Annotated in this window: 14 protein-coding genes and 3 tRNA genes; 7 read left to right on the top strand and 10 right to left on the bottom strand. The window is 71.5% G+C overall.

Features of this window, described 5'->3' with window-relative positions; all coding sequences use genetic code 11:
• Window positions 1-12: 12 nt before the first annotated feature.
• Window positions 13-588 carry a hypothetical protein gene (locus ACFYW5_RS08530; RefSeq protein WP_389416182.1) on the bottom strand — a complete coding sequence of 192 codons (576 nt, stop codon included), beginning with the start codon at window positions 586-588 and terminating at the stop codon, window positions 13-15.
• A 306-nt stretch (window positions 589-894) separates the two neighbouring features.
• Between ACFYW5_RS08530 and ACFYW5_RS08525 the strand changes: the two genes are divergently transcribed.
• Window positions 895-3,195: a polyprenyl synthetase family protein gene (locus ACFYW5_RS08525; RefSeq protein ID WP_389416181.1), complete on the top strand. Its 2,301-nt coding sequence runs from the start codon at window positions 895-897 to the stop codon at window positions 3,193-3,195.
• A 58-nt stretch (window positions 3,196-3,253) separates the two neighbouring features.
• On the opposite strand, the gene ACFYW5_RS08520 is transcribed toward ACFYW5_RS08525, so the two are convergent.
• From ACFYW5_RS08520 to ACFYW5_RS08510, 3 genes are all read right to left on the bottom strand, one after another.
• Window positions 3,254-3,330, bottom strand: a tRNA-Ile gene (locus ACFYW5_RS08520).
• 178 nt (window positions 3,331-3,508) lie between these two features.
• Window positions 3,509-3,581, bottom strand: a tRNA-Asn gene (locus ACFYW5_RS08515).
• Between the two features lie 5 nt (window positions 3,582-3,586).
• Window positions 3,587-3,659, bottom strand: a tRNA-Asn gene (locus tag ACFYW5_RS08510).
• A gap of 133 nt (window positions 3,660-3,792) precedes the next feature.
• Between ACFYW5_RS08510 and ACFYW5_RS08505 the strand changes: the two genes are divergently transcribed.
• The 4 genes from ACFYW5_RS08505 (at window position 3,793) to ACFYW5_RS08490 (ending at window position 9,340) form a co-directional block, all read left to right on the top strand.
• Window positions 3,793-4,098: a YtxH domain-containing protein gene (locus ACFYW5_RS08505; RefSeq protein ID WP_389416180.1), complete on the top strand. Its 306-nt coding sequence runs from the start codon at window positions 3,793-3,795 to the stop codon at window positions 4,096-4,098.
• 36 nt (window positions 4,099-4,134) lie between these two features.
• A complete protein-coding gene (locus ACFYW5_RS08500) occupies window positions 4,135-5,574 on the top strand; it encodes an FGGY family carbohydrate kinase (RefSeq protein ID WP_389416179.1) in 1,440 nt (479 codons plus the stop codon).
• Between the two features lie 104 nt (window positions 5,575-5,678).
• A complete protein-coding gene (locus ACFYW5_RS08495; RefSeq protein WP_389416178.1) occupies window positions 5,679-7,412 on the top strand; it encodes an ABC transporter ATP-binding protein in 1,734 nt (577 codons plus the stop codon).
• Window positions 7,412-9,340 carry an ABC transporter ATP-binding protein gene (locus ACFYW5_RS08490; protein ID WP_389416177.1) on the top strand — a complete coding sequence of 643 codons (1,929 nt, stop codon included), beginning with the start codon at window positions 7,412-7,414 and terminating at the stop codon, window positions 9,338-9,340. The genes ACFYW5_RS08495 and ACFYW5_RS08490 overlap by 1 nt, the downstream gene beginning before the upstream one ends.
• A 33-nt stretch (window positions 9,341-9,373) precedes the next feature.
• On the opposite strand, the gene ACFYW5_RS08485 is transcribed toward ACFYW5_RS08490, so the two are convergent.
• From ACFYW5_RS08485 to ACFYW5_RS08465, 5 genes are all read right to left on the bottom strand, one after another.
• A complete protein-coding gene (locus ACFYW5_RS08485; protein WP_389416176.1) occupies window positions 9,374-10,645 on the bottom strand; it encodes an RNA polymerase sigma factor in 1,272 nt (423 codons plus the stop codon).
• A gap of 104 nt (window positions 10,646-10,749) precedes the next feature.
• Entirely contained in the window at window positions 10,750-12,651 is a 1,902-nt protein-coding gene (gene dnaG / locus ACFYW5_RS08480; protein ID WP_389416175.1) for a DNA primase, read from the bottom strand.
• A 29-nt stretch (window positions 12,652-12,680) separates the two neighbouring features.
• Window positions 12,681-13,946, bottom strand: coding sequence for an NAD(P)/FAD-dependent oxidoreductase (locus ACFYW5_RS08475; protein WP_389416174.1), 1,266 nt, complete (start codon window positions 13,944-13,946; stop codon window positions 12,681-12,683).
• A gap of 135 nt (window positions 13,947-14,081) precedes the next feature.
• Complete coding sequence (locus tag ACFYW5_RS08470) at window positions 14,082-15,362, bottom strand: deoxyguanosinetriphosphate triphosphohydrolase (RefSeq protein ID WP_389416173.1); 1,281 nt, start codon at window positions 15,360-15,362, stop codon at window positions 14,082-14,084.
• Window positions 15,363-15,400: 38 nt separating this feature from the next.
• A complete protein-coding gene (locus ACFYW5_RS08465) occupies window positions 15,401-16,276 on the bottom strand; it encodes a sirohydrochlorin chelatase (protein ID WP_389416172.1) in 876 nt (291 codons plus the stop codon).
• Window positions 16,277-16,448: 172 nt separating this feature from the next.
• Here ACFYW5_RS08465 and ACFYW5_RS08460 point away from each other — a divergent pair, with 172 nt between their 5' ends.
• Complete coding sequence (locus ACFYW5_RS08460; protein ID WP_389416171.1) at window positions 16,449-17,117, top strand: vancomycin high temperature exclusion protein; 669 nt, start codon at window positions 16,449-16,451, stop codon at window positions 17,115-17,117.
• Window positions 17,118-17,220: 103 nt separating this feature from the next.
• Window positions 17,221-19,338, top strand: a complete 2,118-nt coding sequence (locus tag ACFYW5_RS08455) for a molybdopterin oxidoreductase family protein (RefSeq protein WP_389416170.1) — start codon at window positions 17,221-17,223, stop codon at window positions 19,336-19,338.
• Here the strand turns inward: ACFYW5_RS08455 and ACFYW5_RS08450 are convergent.
• On the bottom strand, window positions 19,333-19,740 hold the full coding sequence (locus ACFYW5_RS08450; RefSeq protein ID WP_389416169.1) for a gamma-glutamylcyclotransferase family protein: 408 nt from the start codon (window positions 19,738-19,740) through the stop codon (window positions 19,333-19,335). The genes ACFYW5_RS08455 and ACFYW5_RS08450 overlap by 6 nt on opposite strands.
• Between the last annotated feature and the right edge of the window lie 11 nt (window positions 19,741-19,751).

Raw genomic sequence — 19,751 nt, 5'->3', positions numbered from 1 at the left:
GCGGGCTGCCGCTCAGAAGGGGCTGGCGGCCCTGCACGCCACCCACCCGGAAATGAGCGTGTGCGCGCTGTGGCTCACCGCCGCCCTCTCCACCCTGGCCGTCGCGGGTCCGACCACCCGGGTGGCAGCCTTGAGCGCCCTGCTGCTCCTGCCCGCGCTCAAGGCACTGTCCTCGCCGCTGATGGCTCTGCACGCCGATCGCTGCCTGGCTCGGCCCGCGGCCCCGGTGCCGCGCCAAGCGGTTAGCCCGAACGCCGTAACCAGCACACCAAGAGAATCGTTCACCCGATGATCACCCCCCCGGGGGAAATCAGCACCATACTGCGCCACGAAGAAGGCAAGGACGGTGGTGAACTTGCCGGTCGAGTTGCCGCCGAGGCAGGACAGGACACCGTTGCCGGAGTACACGTACGTGCCGTAGGACAGATTCGGAACGTCGGACACGCAGTTGCCGGCCGTGCCGGTCTCGTTGATCGCCGTTTGCCGCGGCGTGTAGGTGATGGGGTTCGAGAACTCCTGGGTGCTGTTGCCGGTCAGACACTCTATGAAGGTGCCGGCGCTGTCAGCGTGTGCGGCAGTTCTGGCCACCGGACACCACCGGATGCTCACCGTTGGCGCAGCGGTGGGTACTCCCCTCGACGGAGGGCCTGCGTCACGGACGCCCCTCTGCTGAGGGAGTCTGACCCGCCCCGCCCTGCCACCCCGGCGAGCCGCGACAACCAGCTCGCGAGCGTCATGGCACAGCGCACTCCTTCGAGTGGTGCTGCCCTCTCGGACGGTGCCGCTCTCTTACGGCGGGAAAGTGCACTGATGGCCAGGCGGGAGAGCATGCAAGCCAGTGCCCCTCGCCCGCCTCCGGCGAGCCCGAGGCACCTTGACGATGTGGAGTTCGCGATGTCGGACATGATGCTCGGCGGACCGGCGGGTTCGGTGGCGGCGAGGCGGACGTCGGCTCTTCGGTATCTCTCAGCGCTGGACGAGCAGGGCGACCCGGACCTGCCGCACGCCGGGGCCGGGATGGAGTGGTGGTACGTCAATCTGCACCTGACGACCGCCGGTGGCCACCCCGTGTCGGTGTTCGCCGCGTTTTTCCGGATCGGCGAGCGGCGCCCCGACGGAACGGCGGGGCACTCACACACCATGGCCGCCGCGTGGAGCGAGCCGCAGCAGCGCCGCTACACCTCAATGTCCTGCGTGGACCCGGCCAACCTGGCGCTCATCCGGTCGGTGCTGCACCATGACCAGGCCTACGCACCACTGCTGAGGAAGGCCCTGCAGCATCTGCTGTCGGCCGACCAACCACCCCTGCCGGACCTGCCGCTGGAGGGCACCGTCACGTTCGGCACCTCCCCGTTCCGTATCGGCTACGGCCCGCACGGCGGACTGCTGCGTGACGAGGAGGGCCGCTATCACCTCGACGTGAATCATCCGCAGCGGGGCTACGCACTGCGCTGCGTGCTGACTCCGCAGCGTTCAGCCGCCTGGCAGGGCGAAACGGGTGAGGTGGCCGGACTGGGCGACGGTGAGGACGGAATGCGCTACTACAGCGTCACCCGCCTGGACGTCACCGGAAGCGTCACGCTCGACGGCACCCGGCACGACATCGCCTCCGGCACCGCGTGGTACGACCACGAGTGGGGCATCGACCTCATCCGGGCAGAGGAGGGCTACGCGCACAGCGAGCCGGAGTGGGACTGGTGCGGTCTGCACCTGGACAACGGCTACGACCTGTCCGTGTCCACCTGGCGCAAGGTCGACCACCGGGACGGAACCAGGCGGACCGCGGACCGTACGTCCCTCCTGGTCGGCCCGCCGGGCACCGGCGCGGAGCCGCTCACCGACTGGGCACTGGAGCCACAAGCCCATTGGACGTCACTGGCCACCTGTAACCGCTACCCCGTCGCATGGCGCCTGACGGCCCCGTCGCGTGGCATCGACCTTCTGCTGCGGGCGTCCTATCCGCAGCAGGAGGTGCGGACGATCACTGTGCACCGCGGTTTCTGGGAGGGGCGGGTCGAGGTCAGCGGGTCCTTCGGTGGCCGCGCCGTCAGCGGCACCGGTTTCGTCGAGGTCAAACCGGCGCAGCTGCTGCCCAGCCTGGACCCTGTGATGGAGACGATCGGAGCCGAGACCAGGGCCCAGGTGCGGCTGTTCTACCCGGCCGAGGCGGGGCCCGACGCCACCCGTGACCTGATCGGGCCCGTCGCCGAGCCGCTGCTGGCGGCCGTACCGCACGAGGTGCTGCACCGCGCCCTGGCCGCCCCGGTGCGGCACACCGTCGAAGGCGCCGGCAAGAGCTGGAGGTCGTTCGCCTTCGCCGCCGTTCTGGAGGCGCTGGGAGTCGACAGCGACCCCTACCGGCCCCTGCTCGCGGCAGTGGAACTGCTGCACACCGGCAGTTTGATGGTGGACGACGTGCAGGACGCCGCAGAGCTGCGTCGTGGCCGGGTGGCGGCCCACCGGCTCTACGGCCAGGCGACCGCCATCAACGCGGGCACGGCGGCGTACTTCACCTTCGACCGGGCACTGCGGCGCATTCCTCTGGAACCGGCCGACCGGCTGCGCGCCTACGAGGTGCTGTGCTCGATGCTGCGTGCCGCACACGCCGGGCAGGCGCTCGACATCGCGGGCGGCTCCGACGCCGACTTCCCTCGGCAGGACGGGCGGACTCTCGGTGAGAGCGTCCTCGCCGTGCACCGTCTCAAGACCGCCCTGCCGGTCCGCGCCCTCGCTGAGATCGGGGCGGTGCTGGGGCGCGCCACACCCGCCCAGGAAACCGCGCTGTGCGCGTACTTCGAGGCACTGGGGCTCGGCTACCAGATCGCCGACGACGTGTTCGACCTGCTCGGGCACCGGTCGCGTGTCGGGGACGTCCGTAAGGAGACGGGTGAGGACGTCCGCAACGGCCGCCTCACGTATCCCCTCACCTGCGCGCTGGAGATCTTGCCCAGGGACGCGGCCCTCCGCCTGTGGCGTCAGGTGCGGGCCCGGCCGACCGACGCGCACGATGTCGCCCGGTGCGTCGATGCGATCACCGGTTGCGGGGCTGCGGACCTCGCGCTGGCCCGGGCACGGGCGCTGGTGGAGCAGGAGTGGACGGCCCTCGAACCCGTCCTGCCCCACTACCCCATCACCGCCGTACTGCGTTCCCTCGGGTTCTATGCCGTCACACGCGACGCCGAACTGAACGGGTGATGTCCCGACTTCGGGGACGGGGCGCATAACAGGTCAGAACGTTTCTCCGGCCTGCTCATGGTGGGGCGGGTGGGACTCGAACCCACGGCCGACGGATTATGAGTCCGCTGCTCTAACCGGCTGAGCTACCGCCCCATAGCGGCGTGTCGCGCACATTTGTACGCGCCGTCTGCCGCAGCATAGCCGCTCATACGATCTCCTGCTTCGGATGGTCGACTACGCATGCCCTGAAGGACTTCGGCGCGCCGCGCGCGGTTCCCGGCACCGGATCAGGACATGAAAAAGGACCCCGAAGGGGCCCTCGTTCAACCTGCTCCCCCGACTGGACTCGAACCAGTAACCTGCCGGTTAACAGCCGGCTGCTCTGCCAATTGAGCTACGGAGGACCGAGCTCCCCCGACTGGACTCGAACCAGTAACCTGCCGGTTAACAGCCGGCTGCTCTGCCAATTGAGCTACGGAGGAATGCCTCGTTGCATCGAACGTTGCTACCTGGGTATTCGCCAGGGGGCGGACGCTCGCTGCGACACATACATTAGCGCAAGCAGGGGGGTGCTCCGCCAATCGGTACTCCGCCCACGAGGGAAGGCTCGCCGCCATGCGCTACAAGCTCACGTTCGCCGTCGGGCTGGCTCTGGGTTACGTGCTCGGCACACGCGCCGGACGCGAACGCTATGAGCAGCTGAAGAAATCCGCGCGCCAGGTCACGCAGAACCCGGCGGTGCGCAACACCGCGGAGACCGCGGCCCAGCAAGGCCGGGTGTACGCGGGCAAGGCCTACCAAGCCGTCAGCGACAAGGTCGGCGACAAGGTCCCGGAGTCGGTGACCCAGCGCGTCCGCCACCTCCGCGACCGTCATCCGAACGGCGCGGCCGAGGACGACTGGGGCACCAGCACCACGTAGCCGCCGACGCAGCGCGGGACCCATAGAATTTTCGCCATGGGGATAGTCGCCGGGTTGGACAGCTCGCCCGAGTTCACTCGAATCGTCGTCTGCGACGCGGACACCGGAGCCGTGCTCCGGCAGGGGTATGCGCCGCACCCGGTCGAGGGGCGGCCGTCCGATGTCGACCCCCAGGCCTGGCTGCTCTCCCTCGGCGAGGCCGCCGGTGGCGGTCTGCTGGAGGGGGTGCAGGCCATCGGCGTGTCCTCGCAGCAGAACGCCGTCGTGCCCCTGGACTCCCAGGGCAACACCACCCGGCCCGCCATGGTCGGCGGCGACAAGCGGGCCCAGGTCGCCGCGGCCGATCTCGTCGACGCGCTCGGCGGGCGGGAGGCATGGGCGCAGGCCGTCGGCTGTGTGCCGCAGGCCGCGCAGCCGGTGACCAAGCTGCGCTGGCTCAGCAAGAGCGAACCCGACGCCGCCGCCCGCACCGCCGTCCTGCTCCAGGCCCACGACTGGCTGGTGTGGCAGCTGCTCGGGCGGCCGGTGCGCCGGACCACCGACCGCGGCGGCGCCTCCGGCACCGGCTACTGGTCCGCTGCCACCGGCGCCTACCGCACCGATCTCATCGAGCTGGCGCTCGGTCACCAGGCCATGCTGCCGGAGGTGATCGGCCCCGCCGAGGCCGCCGGTACGACGCCGGAGGGGCTGCTGATCTCCGCCGGGACCGGCGAGACGATGGCTGCCGCCTTCGGGCTCGGCATCGGCCTGGGGGACGCCGTCGTCTCGCTCGGCGCCTCCGGATCCGTGATGGCCGTGCACCCCGAGGCCCTGCACGACCCGACCGGGATGATCACCGCGCTGGCCGACGCCACGGGCATGCACCTCCCGGTCGTCACCACCCTGAACGCCGTACGGACCCTGCGCGGCACCGCCGAGCTGCTCGGGCTGCCCGATCTGGAGGGCCTGTCCGAGCTGGCGATGAAGTCGACGCCGGGGTCGCACGGGCTGGTGCTGCTGCCCTATCTGGAGGGCGAGCGCACCCCGAATCTGCCGCACACCGCCGGCACCCTGGCCGGGCTCAGGCGGGAGGCGATGCGGCCGGAGCATCTGGCGCGGGCCGCCTTCGAGGGCATGCTGTGCGGACTCGCGGACGCCCTCGACGTCCTGCGCGGCCGGGGGGTCGAGGTGCGGCGGGTCTTCCTGCTGGGGGCCGCCGCCGAGCTGCCCGCGGTGCAGGCCTCGGCGCCGTCGCTGTTCGGCGCCCAGGTCGTCGTACCGCAGCCCGCCGACTACGCGGCGATCGGGGCCGCCCGGCAGGCCGCCTGGGCGCTCGGGACCTCGCAGGGCACGCTGGACGCGCGGAATCCGCCGGCCTGGCGGGGCGCGGCGGCGCAGGTGCTGGAGCCCGGCGAGGAGCTGGCGGTGGGACAGGCGGTGCGCCAGCAGTTCGTGTCGGTGCGCGAGCAGACCCATCCGGGGGCCTTTCGCCCGTAGCGCACCCTTGCTGGGTTAATCAGTTGAGGTAACACGGGCTGAGTGTCCGACGATAGGGGCCAGGGGCAACCAACCGCCCCGCCGCCGACTCCGAGAGACACAGCGTGCTCATACGACTCCTGCGGACCTATCTCAGGCCCTACCGAAAACCCATCGCACTGCTGGTGCTGCTCCAGTTCCTGCAGACCTGCGCCACGCTCTACCTGCCCACCCTGAACGCGGACATCATCGACAACGGTGTCGTCCACGGCGACACCGGCTACATCATCAGCTACGGCGCCCTGATGATCGGCATCTCGCTGGCGCAGGTCGTGTGCAACATCGGGGCCGTGTACTACGGCGCCCGGACCGCCGCGGCGCTCGGCCGGGACGTGCGCGCCGCCGTCTTCGACCGGGTGCAGTCGTTTTCCGCGCGCGAGGTGGGCCACTTCGGCGCGCCCTCGCTGATCACCCGGACCACCAATGACGTGCAGCAGGTCCAGATGCTGGCCCTGATGACGTTCACCCTGATGGTCTCGGCGCCGATCATGTGCGTCGGCGGCATCGTGCTGGCCCTCGGCCTGGATGTGCCGCTGTCCGCGGTGCTGGTCGCCGTGGTGCCGGTGCTGGGCATCTGCGTGACCTTGATCGTGCGGCGGATGCGGCCGCTGTTCCGGGCCATGCAGGTGCGTCTGGACACGGTGAACCGGGTGCTGCGCGAGCAGATCACCGGCAACCGCGTGATCCGCGCCTTCGTCCGCGACGAGTACGAGCAGCAGCGCTTCCGCAAGGCGAACACCGAGCTGACCGAGATGTCGCTGGGCACCGGGAACCTGCTCGCGCTGATGTTCCCGATCGTGATGACGGTGGTGAACCTGTCGTCGATCGCGGTGGTGTGGTTCGGCGCGCACCGGATCGACAGCGGCGGCATGCAGATCGGCGACCTGACCGCGTTCCTCGCCTATCTGATGCAGATCGTGATGTCCGTGATGATGGCCACCTTCATGTTCATGATGGTGCCGCGCGCGGAGGTGTGCGCCGAGCGGATCCAGGAGGTCCTGGACACCGACTCCAGCGTGGTGCCGCCGGTGGCACCGGTGCGGGAGCTGCGCCGGCACGGCCATCTGGAGATCCGCGGGGCGGGATTCCGCTACCCGGGTGCCGAGGAGCCGGTGCTCAAGGGCATCGACCTGGTGGCGCTGCCCGGAGAGACCACCGCCGTGATCGGCTCGACCGGCAGCGGCAAGTCCACCCTGCTGGGTCTGGTCCCCCGGCTGTTCGACGCGACGGACGGGCGGGTCCTGGTGGACGGCGAGGACGTGGCGACGATCGATCCCCGGCTGCTGGCCAGGACCGTCGGCCTGGTCCCGCAGAAGCCGTACCTGTTCGCCGGGACCGTCGCGACGAACCTTCGCTACGGCAATCCCGACGCCACCGACGAGGATCTGTGGCACGCGCTGGAGGTCGCCCAGGCCGAGGAGTTCGTGCGGCGGCTGGACGGCGGGCTCGACGCGCCGATCGCGCAGGGCGGCACCAACGTCTCCGGTGGTCAGCGCCAGCGGCTCGCCATCGCCCGGACACTCGTGCAGCGCCCGGAGATCTATCTGTTCGACGACTCCTTCTCGGCTCTCGACTACGCCACCGACGCGGCCCTGCGCGCCGCGCTGGCCCGGGAGACCGCCGAGGCGACCGTGGTGATCGTCGCCCAGCGGGTGGCGACCATCCGGGACGCCGACCGGATCGTGGTGCTCGACGAGGGCCGGGTCGTCGGCACCGGGCGGCACCGGGAGCTGATGGCGGACAACGAGACGTACCGGGAGATCGTGCTCTCCCAGCTGACGGAAGCGGAGGCCGCCTGATGGCCGGGCCGATGGGGCGGATGATGGCGGGCACCGGCCCGGACCACCGCTCGCTGGACTTCAAGGTGTCGGGCCGCCGGCTGGTCGCCCAGTTCAAGCCGGAGCGGCTCACCATCTGGGTGCTGCTGGCGTGTGTCGTGGTCAGCGTGGGGCTGACGGTCGTCGGGCCGAAGATCCTCGGCCAGGCCACCGACCTGGTCTTCGCGGGCATCGTCGGACGGGAGATGACACCCGGCGCCACGAAGGAGCAGGTCCTTCAGGACATGCGGGACCGGGGCGACGACAACGTGGCCGACATGCTCCGCAGTACCGACTTCACGCCGGGCGAGGGCATCGACTTCACCGCCGTCGGGAACGTGCTGCTGCTCGCGCTCGCCGTGTTCACCGTCGCCGGGCTGCTGATGGCGGTGGCGACGCGGCTGGTGAACCGGGCCGTGAACCGGACCATGTTCCGACTGCGCGAGGACGTGCAGGTCAAGCTGGGGCGGCTGCCGCTGTCGTACTTCGACGAGCGGCAGCGCGGTGAGGTGCTGTCCCGCGCCACCAACGACATCGACAACATCGGGCAGACCCTCCAGCAGTCGATGGGCCAGCTCATCAACTCGGTGCTGACCATCATCGGGGTGCTCGCGATGATGTTCTGGGTGTCGTGGATCCTGGCGCTGGTCGCGCTGGTGACCGTGCCGCTCTCCTTCTACATCGCCACCCGGGTCGGCAAGCGCTCGCAGCCGCACTTCGTGCAGCAGTGGCGCTCCACCGGCACGCTCAACGCGCACGTCGAGGAGATGTACACCGGGCACACCCTGGTGAAGGTGTTCGGGCGGCAGGACGAGTCGGCGCAGCAGTTCGCCGAGCAGAACGAGGCGCTGTACGAGGCCGGGTTCAAGGCGCAGTTCAACAGCGGGATCATGCAGCCGCTGATGATGTTCGTGTCGAACCTCAACTATGTGCTGGTGGCGGTGGTCGGCGGTCTGCGGGTGGCGTCGGGCTCGCTGTCCATCGGTGACGTCCAGGCCTTCATCCAGTACTCGCGGCAGTTCTCGATGCCGCTCACGCAGGTCGCGTCGATGGCGAACCTGGTGCAGTCCGGGGTGGCCTCCGCCGAGCGGGTCTTCGAACTCCTCGACGCGGAGGAGCAGTCGGCGGACCCCGTCCCGGGGGTGCGGCCGGAGGAGCTGCGCGGGCGGGTGGCGCTGGAGGGCGTGTCCTTCCGGTACGACCCCGACAAGCCGCTCATCGAGGACCTCACGCTGACGGTGGAGCCCGGGCAGACGGTCGCGATCGTCGGCCCGACCGGCGCCGGGAAGACCACGCTGGTCAACCTCCTGATGCGGTTCTACGAGGTCTCCGGCGGGCGGATCACGCTGGACGGGGTGGACGTGGCGACGATGTCCCGGGACGAACTGCGCGCCGGGATCGGCATGGTGCTGCAGGACACCTGGCTGTTCGGCGGGACCATCGCGGAGAACATCGCGTACGGGGCCGCGCGCGAGGTCACCCCGGGCGAGATCGAGGAGGCGGCCCGGGCGGCCCACGCGGACCGGTTCATCCGGACCCTTCCCGACGGCTACGACACGGTGATCGACGACGAAGGTTCCGGGGTCAGTGCCGGTGAGAAGCAGCTGATCACCATCGCCCGGGCGTTCCTGTCGGATCCGGTGATCCTGGTGCTGGACGAGGCGACGTCCTCCGTCGACACCCGTACCGAGGTGCTGATCCAGAAGGCGATGGCGAAACTCGCGCACGGCCGTACGTCGTTCGTCATCGCGCACCGCCTGTCGACGATCCGGGACGCGGACACGATCCTGGTGATGGAGAACGGCTCCATCGTCGAACAGGGCGCCCACGGCGAACTGCTGGCGGCCGACGGCGCGTACGCCCGCCTGTACAAGGCCCAGTTCGCGGAGGCGGTCGCCGAGGTGGACTGAGCGTGCGGGGGCCGCCGTCCGGCGGCCCCCCTCCTAGTCCAGGTATCCCCTGAGCTGGTCCGCGAAGGCGTGGTCGCGCAGTTTGTTCAGGGTCTTCGACTCGATCTGGCGGATGCGTTCCCTGGTCACGCCGAAGATGCGGCCTATCTCCTCCAGCGTGCGGGGGCGGCCGTCGGCCAGGCCGTAGCGGAGCTGGACGACCTTGCGCTCGCGCTCGCCCAGCGTGGACAGGACCGCCTCCAGGTGCTCGCGCAGCAGGAGGAACGCCGCCGATTCCACCGGGCTGGCCGCGTCGCCGTCCTCTATCAGGTCGCCGAGCGCCACGTCGTCCTCCTCGCCCACCGGGGCGTGCAGGGACACCGGCTCCTGGGCCAGCCGCAGCACCTCGCTCACCCGCTCCGGAGCGAGGTCCAGCTGGCCGGCCACTTCCTCCGGGGTCGGCTCGTAGCCGCGTTCCTGCAGCATGCGGCGCTGCACCCGGACCACCCGGTTGATCAGCTCCACGACATGGACCGGGACGCGGATCGTGCGGGCCTGGTCGGCCAGGGCCCGGGACATGGCCTGGCGGATCCACCAGGTGGCATACGTGGAGAACTTGTAGCCGCGGGCGTAGTCGAACTTCTCCACCGCGCGGATCAGGCCCAGGTTTCCCTCCTGCACCAGGTCCAGCATGGTCAGGCCACGGCCGACGTACCGCTTGGCCACCGAGACCACCAGGCGCAGGTTCGCCTCGATCAGGCGGCGCTTGGCCATCCGGCCCATCACGACCAGCCGGTCCAGGTCCAGTGCCAACTGGCTGTCCAGGTCGGGGGTGCTGCTGAGCTTCTCCTCCGCGAACAGGCCGGCCTCGACGCGGCGGGCGAGTTCGACCTCCTCGGCGGCCGTGAGCAACGGGATGCGGCCGATCTCCCGCAGGTACTGGCGGAACAGGTCCGAGGACGGCCCGCTGTTGTCGGCCCGGGGGGCGCGCACCGGCTCGGGCGGTTCGTCGAGGGCGGCCGGGGTCTCCGGCTCGGTCTCGGGGTGGTGCGCGGCACGGTTCTGCGGGGGCACCGCGACGAGGACGTCGGGCTCCTCGTCCGGTGCGGCGTCCGTGCCGCCGGCGGTACCGGTGTCGGTCTGGGTGAGGGTCTGGGTCTGCACGGGGGCGACCTCCAGGATGATCGCTGCTGAAAAGAGCGGCAGCGCGGCTTCGGGGGCGGAGTCGGCGGCCTCGCCGCTGTCCGTCCCGTACGCGATGAGCGGAACCGCGGGGGTATGGGACCCGTAGGGGACGGATCGGCCGCGCTCCGAGGACTCAGGCACCGGAACCCAGTGTTGCGTACGACACATCGCCGCCACGAGGGGCGTGCGGTGACTTTTTGCGTTCGGTCCGTGACCGCGCGGTTATCGCGGGAGCGCCCGCAGGGCTACAGAGCTGCGGCTCCGTGCTCCCGCAGAGCCTGGTCGTACTGCTGGAGAACCCACAGTTCGTTCTGCACCGCGGCGAGTCGGGCCGGGTCCCCGCCCGCGGAGAGCCGGGTCATCTGGGACTGGATGTCACGGATGCGGCGCTCGACGGCCCGGCGGCGGACGGTGACGAGCTGTTCGCCCGCGTAGTTCTCGTCGACGGTACGGCGCATGATCGCCTCGACGGCCAGCTCGGTGACCATCGCGCGGACCGCGTCGTCGGGCGCCGCGTCCCGCACCCGGACCAGATAGTCCTGCGCGTCCTGGACGCCGTACTCGACGCCGCCCGCCTCCATGACCGCCTGGCGCACGGCGGCGTAGGGCGCGGCCGTGAACTCGTCGATGCCGTACGCGTCGAAGGCCGGGGAGACCAGCTCGGGGCGCTGGAGGGCGAGCTTGAGCAGCTCGCGCTCGGTGGCGTAGACGGGGTTGCGGAGGTTGAGCGCCGGGCCCCCCGCCATCGGCCGGGGGGCGGCGTCGTACGGCTGCCGCGGGCCGCGCGCCGGGGCCGGGCCCTTGCCACCGCGGTCCCGGGCCCAACGGGCCAGCTGGGCCACCCGCTTGACCACGAACTGGGTGTCGAGGATGCCGAGCATGCCGGCCAGCTGGACGGCGACCTCGTGCTGGGCGCCGCTGTTCTTGATGCGGGCGACGATCGGCGCGGCCTCGTCCAGTGCCGCGGCCCGGCCGCCGGGGGTGTCCAGGTCGTAGCGCAGGACGATCTGGCGGAGGGCGAACTCGAAGAGCGGGGTGCGGGGTTCGACCAGGTCGGCGACGGCCTCGTCGCCCTTGGCGAGGCGCAGGTCGCAGGGGTCCATGCCGTCGGGGGCGATGGCGATGTAGGTCTCGGCGGCGAACTTCTGGTCGTCCTCGAAGGCGCGCAGGGCCGCCTTCTGGCCGGCCGCGTCACCGTCGAAGGTGAAGATCACCCGGGCCGAGCCGTTGTCCATCAGGAGCCGGCGCAGGATCTTGATGTGGTCGGTGCCGAAGGCGGTGCCGCAGGTCGCGATGGCCGTCGGGACCCCGGCGAGATGGCAGGCCATGACGTCGGTGTAGCCCTCGACGACGACCGCGCGGGAGGACTTCGCGATCTCCTTCTTCGCCAGGTCGATGCCGTAGAGGACCTGGCTCTTGCGGTAGATCGCGGTGTCGGGGGTGTTGAGGTACTTCGGGCCGTTGTCCGCCTCGTACAGCTTGCGCGCGCCGAAGCCGACGACCTCGCCGCCGATGTCGCGGATGGGCCACATCAGCCGGCCCCGGAAGCGGTCGATGGGGCCGCGGCGGCCCTCCTGGGAGAGACCGGAGAGGATCAGCTCCTTGTCGGAGAACCCCTTGCCGCGCAGATAGCGGGTGAGGTGGTCCCACCCCTGCGGGCTGTAGCCGACGCCGAAGTGCACGGCGGCGGCCTGGTCGAAGCCGCGCTCGGCGAGGAACACCCGGCCGGTCTCGGCCTCGGGGCTGGCGGCGAGCTGCTCGGCGTACCACTCGGCGGCGATCTTGTGGGCCTCGACCAGCCGGATCCGCTCGCCGCGCTGGTGGGAGGGGTTGTAGCCGCCCTCCTCGTAACGCAGGGTGATGCCGGCCTGGCCGGCGAGGCGCTCGACCGCCTCGGAGAAGGAGAGGTGGTCGACCTTCATCACGAACGTGATGGTGTCGCCGCCCTCCTGGCAGCCGAAGCAGTGGAAGAGCCCCTTGCTCGGGCTGACCTGGAAGGAGGGCGACTTCTCGTCGTGGAACGGGCAGAGCCCCTTGAGGTTGCCACCGCCCGCGTTGCGCAGCTGGAGGTACTCGGACACCACGGCGTCGATCGGGACCGCGTCCCGAACCGCCTTCACGTCCTCGTCATTGATCCGACCTGCCACGCGTGAATACTACGGCGACGGACCGACAGCTAAGGGATGAGGCTTTCGAGCGCTGTGTGCGGGTCCGCCAGCGCCTCGGCGTTCACCCGGGCCCGGGCGCGGATCAGCCGCTGGACCGGGTCTGTGACGTCCCACACATTCACGTTCATCCCGGCCAGCACCCGGCCCTCCTTCAGCCAGAACGCGACGAACTCCCGCTTGCCCGCGTCCCCTCGGATCACCACTTCGTCGTAGGAGCCGGGGGGCGCCCAGCCGGAGTACTCCATCCCCAGGTCGTACTGGTCGGAGAAGAAGTAGGGCACCCGGTCGTGGACGACGTCCCGGCCGAGCATCGCGCGGGCCGCGGCCGGGCCGCCGTTGAGGGCGTTGGCCCAGTGCTCGACGCGCAGGCTGGTGCCGAACAGGGGGTGCGGAAAGGACGCGACGTCGCCGGCGGCGTAGATGTCCGGGTCGGAGGTGCGCAGCCGTTCGTCGACGACGAGTCCGCCGCCGTGGGCGCGGTCGGCGATCTCCAGGCCCGCCGCCTCCGCGAGGCCGGTCCGCGGCGCCGCCCCGATCGCCGCCAGCACGTCGTGCGCCGGGTGCTCCTCGCCGTCGTCCGTGCGCGCGGACAGCACCACGCCGTCCTGCCCGATGATCTCCGTCAGCCGCGCCCCGAAGTGGAAGCGCACCCCGTGCTCCCGGTGCAGCTCGGCGAAGAGCTGGCCGAGCTCCGGGCCGAGGACGCCGTGCAGCGGGGTCGGCTCCGGCTCGACGACGGTGACCTCGGCGCCGTACTCCCGGGCCGCCGCCGCGACCTCCAGGCCGATCCAGCCGGCCCCGGCGATCACGATGTGGCCGTTGTCCCGGCCGAGCGCGGCCAGGACGCCCTTGAGCCGCTCGGCGTGCGCGAGCCGGCGCAGATGGTGCACGCCGGCCAGGTCGGTGCCCGGGATGTCCAGGCGCCGGGGCTCGGCGCCGGTGGCGAGCAGCAGCTTGTCGTAGTGGACGACCGTGCCGTCCTCGCCGAAGCGGACCGTCTTCGCCGTACGGTCAATCCTGTCGACGGTCTGGCCGAGGTGCAGCTCGACGTCGTGCTGCGCGTACCAGCCGGGCTCGTGCACGAAGACGCTGTCGCGCTCCTCCTTGCCGAGCAGATAGCCCTTGGACAGCGGCGGACGCTCGTAGGGGTGGTCGCGCTCGTCGCAGATCAGTATCACGCGGCCCGTGAAGCCCTCCGCGCGCAGCGTCTCGGCCGCCTTCGCGCCGGCGAGTCCTCCTCCGACGATGACGAATGTCTGATCCGCGTCGACCACTTGATGCCTCCTCGTAAGGGTGCCGCCACTTGCGAGCGTCCCGCACGGAGTGTGATGGGGGAAGAGGGAGTGGCCCGATCAGGCCACGGAGGGTCACAATCGGGCGCGTTGCATGTCACACACGCCCCCTCACTCTCACGCGTGCCCCGTAAGGCGTACGTGAAGCGAACGGGCCGAGGCGTCGGTGAGGGACGCGATCTGGTCCACGATCACCCGCTTGCGCTCCCGGTCGTCGGGCGCCCGGTCGAACAGCGCCCGGAACTGTGGGTCCAGCCCTTCCGGCGCCCGCGCGGTCAGCGCCTCGGCCAGTTCGGCCACGACGATCCGCTGATCGGCCCGCAGCCGCTCCTGCTCGGCCCGCTGCATGACGTACCGGTCGGCGACGGCCTTCAGGACCGCGCACTCCAGCCGGATGTCCCGGGGTACGACGAGTTCGGCGCCGTACCGGGTGAGCCGCCCGGAGCCGTGGGCGGCGCGGGTGGCGCCCTCCGCGGCGAGGCAGAAGCGGCCGATGAGCTGGCTGGTGGCGTCCTTGAGGCGGGCCTGGGCGGCGGCGGTGCCGTCGTAGCCGTGCGGCCACCACTCCTGGTCCTGGAGCCGGTCGAGGGCGGCGGCGAGTTCGGCCGGGTCGGTGTCCGCCGGGACGTACCGTCCGACGGCCACCGCGAAGACCCCCTCGCGTTCGGGGTCGGCGTGCAGGCAGTTGGGGTCGATGTGGCCGGCGTGCAGGCCGTCCTCGACGTCGTGCACGGAGTACGCCACGTCGTCGGCCCAGTCCATCACCTGGGCCTCGAAGGTGGCGCGGGTGCCGGGGGCGCCCTCGCGGACCCAGTCGAAGACGGGCCGGTCGTCGTCGTAGACGCCGAACTTCACCGACGTGGGGTCGGTGGGGTGGGCGCCCCGGGGCCAGGGGTACTTGGTGGCGGCGTCGAGGGTGGCACGGGTGAGGTTGAGTCCGACGGAGCCCTGCGGGGTGAACCGCTTGGGCTCGATCCGGGTGAGGAGCCTGAGCGACTGGGCATTGCCCTCGAATCCGCCGACGTCCTGGGCGAATTCGTTGAGTGCCTGTTCGCCGTTGTGGCCGAACGGGGGGTGGCCGAGGTCGTGGGCCAGACAGGCGGCCTCGACGAGGTCCGGGTCGCAGCCGAGGGCCGCGCCCAGCTCTCGGCCCACCTGGGCGCACTCCAGGGAGTGGGTGAGGCGGGTGCGGGGGCTGGCGTCCCACATCTGGCTGCGGGTGCCCGGGGTGACGACCTGGGTCTTGCCGGCGAGCCGTCTGAGGGCGGAGGAGTGGAGGATGCGGGCGCGGTCCCGCTGGAAGGCGGTGCGGCCCGGGCGCTTGTCCGGTTCCTTCGACCAGCGTTCCACGGAGGGCGGGTCGTAGCCGGGGGGTGGGAGGTGGTTCTCGTGGGCCATGCGTCGACACTATGCGCCGACGCGTCTGCCCTGGACTCTTACGTGGCGAGTGCGGGTTGCCGGTGGCTGGTCGCGCGGTTCCCCGCGCCCCTGAGGTACGTGCCCGCGGCGCTGGTCGCCAGGCTCTGGTCGTAGCGGTGGAGGACCAGTCGGGCCATCGCCGGGTGAGGGCCCAGGGGGGCCGAGGCGAGCCACGGGGCCTGGGTCGCGCACTCCGTCGCGAAGCGGCCGGGGGCCGTGAAGCAGGAGGCGACCGCTATTCGGTGGTGGCCCCGGGCGGTGAGCAGCTTGATCGCGTCGGGAACCGTGGGGGCGGCCGTCGTGGCGTAGGCGGGGAGCACCGGGACGCCGAGGCGGTCCGAGAGGAGGGCCGCCGTGTGGTTGGTGTCCACCTTGGAGTCGGGGTCGCGGGAGCCCGCCGCGGCCAGGACCACGGCCGTTCCGGGGGTCCGGGCCCAGCCGGCCTCCATCAGGCGGTCGTAGAGGGCCTCCACCAGGAGGGGGTGCGGTCCCAGCGGCTGGGCCACGCTCGTGCGTACGGCGGACTGCGCCGCCATCTCGGGGATGTCCCGTTTCACGTGGTAGCCGCGGCTGAGGAGGAGGGGGACCAGCACGGCCGCGTCCGTGTCGAGGGCGGCGAGCGTGTCGGGGAGCAGGGGCTCGTTCAGTTCGATGTGGCCCAGCCGTACGGGCAGGCCCGGGCGGAGTTCGCGGACGCGCTCCAGGAGGGCGTGGACGGTGCTCAGGGCGCGCGGGTCCCGGCTGCCGTGGGCCACGACCACCAGCGCGGGCGGGGTGGGGCGGCGCCGGCCGTCGAGCGCGACGGTGCCGAGCTGGCTGCTGATCCGGTTCATGAGATGCGCCGAACTGTCGAGGGACGTGGACTCGTCGTGAAGTGAGGGCGACGCCGTCATGAACCGATGGTGGGGGCCGGAGGTTGCCACGCCGTTGCGCGGGGGTCACGGGTCTTTTCCGTAGGTTCACCGTCCGGGCCCCGGCGCTGTGAACCGGCCTGACCTGGGCTTTCGGCGGCCCGAGTGACCTTGGTCACGCAACCGGGCGCGGGCGCCCGGCGTCCTACGGTGCATGAGGATCCGCCTGCCGCGCACCCGCACCGCACAACGCCGGCTGGTGCAGGCGCTGATGGCGGCGTGTGTGCTGGCCCTGACTCCGATGACCTGGATGTACGTCTCCACCGGCGACCGGCTGCGCTCCCTCGCCGACGCGCCGCGCACCGACGTGGCCGTCGTCTTCGGCGCGGGCCTGTGGCAGGGGGAGCCGTCGCCGTACCTGGCCCACCGGCTGGACGCGGCGGCCGAGCTGTACCGCGCGGGACGGGTGAAGGTCGTCCTGGTCACCGGCGACAACAGCCGCGAGGACTACGACGAGCCGGACGCCATGCGCGCCTATCTGACCCGGCACGGGGTGCCCGACGCGCGCATCGTCAGCGACTACGCGGGCTTCGACACCTGGGACTCCTGCGTACGCGCGAAGAAGATCTTCGGGGTGGACGAGGCGGTGCTGATCAGCCAGGGGTTCCACATCCGGCGGGCTCTCGCCCTGTGCGAGGCGGCCGGTGTGGCGTCGTACGGGGTCGGGGTGACCGCCGCGCACGACGCCACCTGGTACTACGGCGGCACCCGGGAGATCCTCGCGGCGGGCAAGGCCGCGCTGGACGCGGTGCTCCGGCCGGACCCCACCTTCCTCGGACCGGCGGAACCCGGGGTCGCGGAAGCGCTCGCGGCCGGCCGGTGAACGGTGCCTCACCGCCCGCGGGGGTCGACGGGGAGGTGGCCGTCGACGTGGCGTAACAATCCGCCGTCACGGCACGTAACACGGCCGAAGCACGCTGGAGGGCATGCAGAACACCGCCACGCCCACGCACTGCCCGTACTGCGCCCTGCAGTGCGGGATGAATCTGACGCCCGCCCCGGACGGGACGGTCGAGCTGAGTGAGCGGGCGGACTTCCCGGTGAACCGGGGCGCGCTGTGCGGCAAGGGCCGTACGGCGCCGGCAGTGCTCTCCTCCCGGGTGCGGCTGACCTCCCCGTTGGTGCGCTCCGAGGGCACTCTGGTGCCCGCCTCCTGGGAGGAGGCACTGGACCGGATCGCCGAGGGGCTCAGCCGCACGCGGGCGGAGCACGGCCCGGACGCGGTCGGGGTCTTCGGCGGCGGCGGTCTGACGAACGAGAAGGCGTACACGCTCGGCAAGTTCGCGCGGGTGGTGCTCGGCACCTCGCAGATCGACTACAACGGCCGCTTCTGCATGTCCTCCGCGGCGGCCGCCGGGATCAAGGCGTTCGGCCTGGACCGCGGGCTGCCGTTCCCGCTGGAGGACATCCCGAAGACGGGCTGCGTGATCCTCGTCGGCTCCAATCCCGCGGAGACGATGCCGCCGTCGCTGCGGTTCTTCCACGAGCTGCGGGAGAACGGCGGCACCCTGATCGTCGTCGACCCGCGCCGCACGAAGACCGCGGAGCAGGCCGACCTGCACCTGGCGCCCCGCCCCGGCACCGACCTCGCCCTCGCGCTCGGGCTGCTGCACCTGGTCGTCGCCGAGGGGCGCACGGACGAGGAGTACATCCGCGAGCGGACCACCGGCTGGGAGGAGGCCCGCGCGGAGGCGCTGGCGCACTGGCCCGAGTACGTCGAGCGGATCACCGGCGTGTCCGTGCCGGAACTGCGGGAAGCGGTACGGATGTTCTGCGAGCCGGAGGCGGCCATGGTGCTCACCGCCCGGGGCCCGGAACAGCAGTCCAAGGGCACCGACACGGTGGGCGCCTGGATCAACCTGTGCCTGGCGACCGGCCGCGCGGGGCGCCCGCTGTCCGGCTACGGCTGCCTCACCGGGCAGGGCAACGGGCAGGGCGGACGCGAACACGGCCAGAAGGCCGACCAGTTGCCCGGCTACCGCAAGCTGACGGACCCCGAGGCACGGCGGCACGTGGCCGAGGTGTGGGGCGTGGACCCCGACTCGCTGCCGGGCCCGGGACGCAGCGCCTACGAGCTGCTGGACGCGCTGGGCACGGACATTCGCGCGCTGCTGCTGATGGCCTCCAACCCGGTGGTCTCCGCGCCGCGCGCCGCGCACATCGAGGAACGCATCAAGTCCCTGGACTTCCTCGCCGTCTGTGACGTGGTGCTGTCGGAGACGGCGGCGCTGGCGGACGTCGTGCTGCCGGTGACGCAGTGGGCGGAGGAGACGGGTACGACGACGAACCTGGAGGGGCGGGTGCTGCTGCGCCGGCAGGCGATCACGCCCCCCGACGGCATCCGCAGCGACCTGGAGGTCATGCACGAACTCGCCGACCGCCTCGGGGTGGAGAAGGGCTTCCCCACCGACCCCGAGGAAGTCTTCGAGGAGCTGCGCCGGGCCAGCGCGGGCGGTCCCGCCGACTACTCCGGCATCACCTACCGCAGGCTCATCGAGGAGAACGGCGTCTTCTGGCCGTGCCCGGCGGACGGGGACGCCCCGGAGCCGGTCCACCCCGGCACGCCCCGGCTCTTCCACGACCGGTTCGCCACGGAGGACGGCCGGGCCCGGTTCGTGCCGGTCGCGCACCGGGCGGCGGCCGAGGAACCGGACGAGGAGTACCCGGTGCTGCTGACGACGGGGCGGGTGGTCTCGCAGTACCAGTCGGGCGCCCAGACCCGCCGGGTCGACGAGCTCAACGCCGCCGCGCCCGGCCCCTTCGTGGAGCTGCACCCGCGGCTGGCGGCGCGGCTCGGCGCGGCCGAGGGCGACCCGCTCGCCGTGGTCTCCCGCCGCGGCCGGGCGGTGGCCCCGGCCCGCATCACCACCGCCATCCGCCCCGACACGGTGTTCATGCCGTTCCACTGGCCGGGCGAGGGCCGCGCGAACACCCTCACCAACCCGGCGCTCGACCCGACCTCCCGCATGCCGGAGTTCAAGGTGTGCGCGGTGCGGGTGGAGACGGTGGACGGCTCGCTGCAGACGGTGGAGGGCGCGCTATAGGCGTACGGCCCAGTCGCCGCCGTCGATGAGGCTGCCGTGGGCGCGCAGCCGTGCCGCCACGGCTGGTGCGGCCACGTACACCCACGCCCGCACCGGACGTGATCCGGTGCGCACCTCTCGCTCGACGCGCTCGTACAGGTTGCGTGAGCCCCCCGGCGTGTAGTCCTCCAGCCTGTCCAGGGCCCTCAGGAGGTCCGGGTAGGCGTCGGGGCGCGCCGTGATCAGCTCGCCGTGGACCCGTCCGCCGGGCGCCTCTACGACGTAGGGATATCCGGGTCCGTCGTAGAGCCACGCCCCGCCGAGGGCCGCCGGTTCCTCCGTCAGCGTGCGGCCGCGCAGGAAGAGGTCGTGGTTCGGCCCGCCGGGCCGCAGCGTGCCGTAGACGAAGAACGGAAGGGTCACAGAAACGATTC

Origin of the sequence: Streptomyces sp. NPDC002779 (assembly GCF_042888685.1) — a bacterium.
Classification (GTDB): Bacteria; Actinomycetota; Actinomycetes; order Streptomycetales; family Streptomycetaceae; genus Streptomyces.
The sequence above is the reverse complement of the archived record's forward strand: the minus strand, read 5'-3'. Positions and strand labels throughout refer to the sequence as shown.

Excerpts from the sequence above, each read along its gene's own strand:
- ACFYW5_RS08525 (WP_389416181.1), top strand. The coding sequence starts at position 895 with ATGTCGGACATGATGCTCGGCGGACCGGCGGGTTCGGTGGCGGCGAGG.
- ACFYW5_RS08505 (WP_389416180.1), top strand. The coding sequence starts at position 3,793 with ATGCGCTACAAGCTCACGTTCGCCGTCGGGCTGGCTCTGGGTTACGTG.
- ACFYW5_RS08500 (WP_389416179.1), top strand. The coding sequence starts at position 4,135 with ATGGGGATAGTCGCCGGGTTGGACAGCTCGCCCGAGTTCACTCGAATC.
- ACFYW5_RS08490 (WP_389416177.1), top strand. The coding sequence starts at position 7,412 with ATGGCCGGGCCGATGGGGCGGATGATGGCGGGCACCGGCCCGGACCAC.
- ACFYW5_RS08470 (WP_389416173.1), bottom strand. The coding sequence starts at position 15,362 with ATGGCCCACGAGAACCACCTCCCACCCCCCGGCTACGACCCGCCCTCC.
- ACFYW5_RS08465 (WP_389416172.1), bottom strand. The coding sequence starts at position 16,276 with ATGACGGCGTCGCCCTCACTTCACGACGAGTCCACGTCCCTCGACAGT.
- ACFYW5_RS08460 (WP_389416171.1), top strand. The coding sequence starts at position 16,449 with ATGAGGATCCGCCTGCCGCGCACCCGCACCGCACAACGCCGGCTGGTG.
- ACFYW5_RS08455 (WP_389416170.1), top strand. The coding sequence starts at position 17,221 with ATGCAGAACACCGCCACGCCCACGCACTGCCCGTACTGCGCCCTGCAG.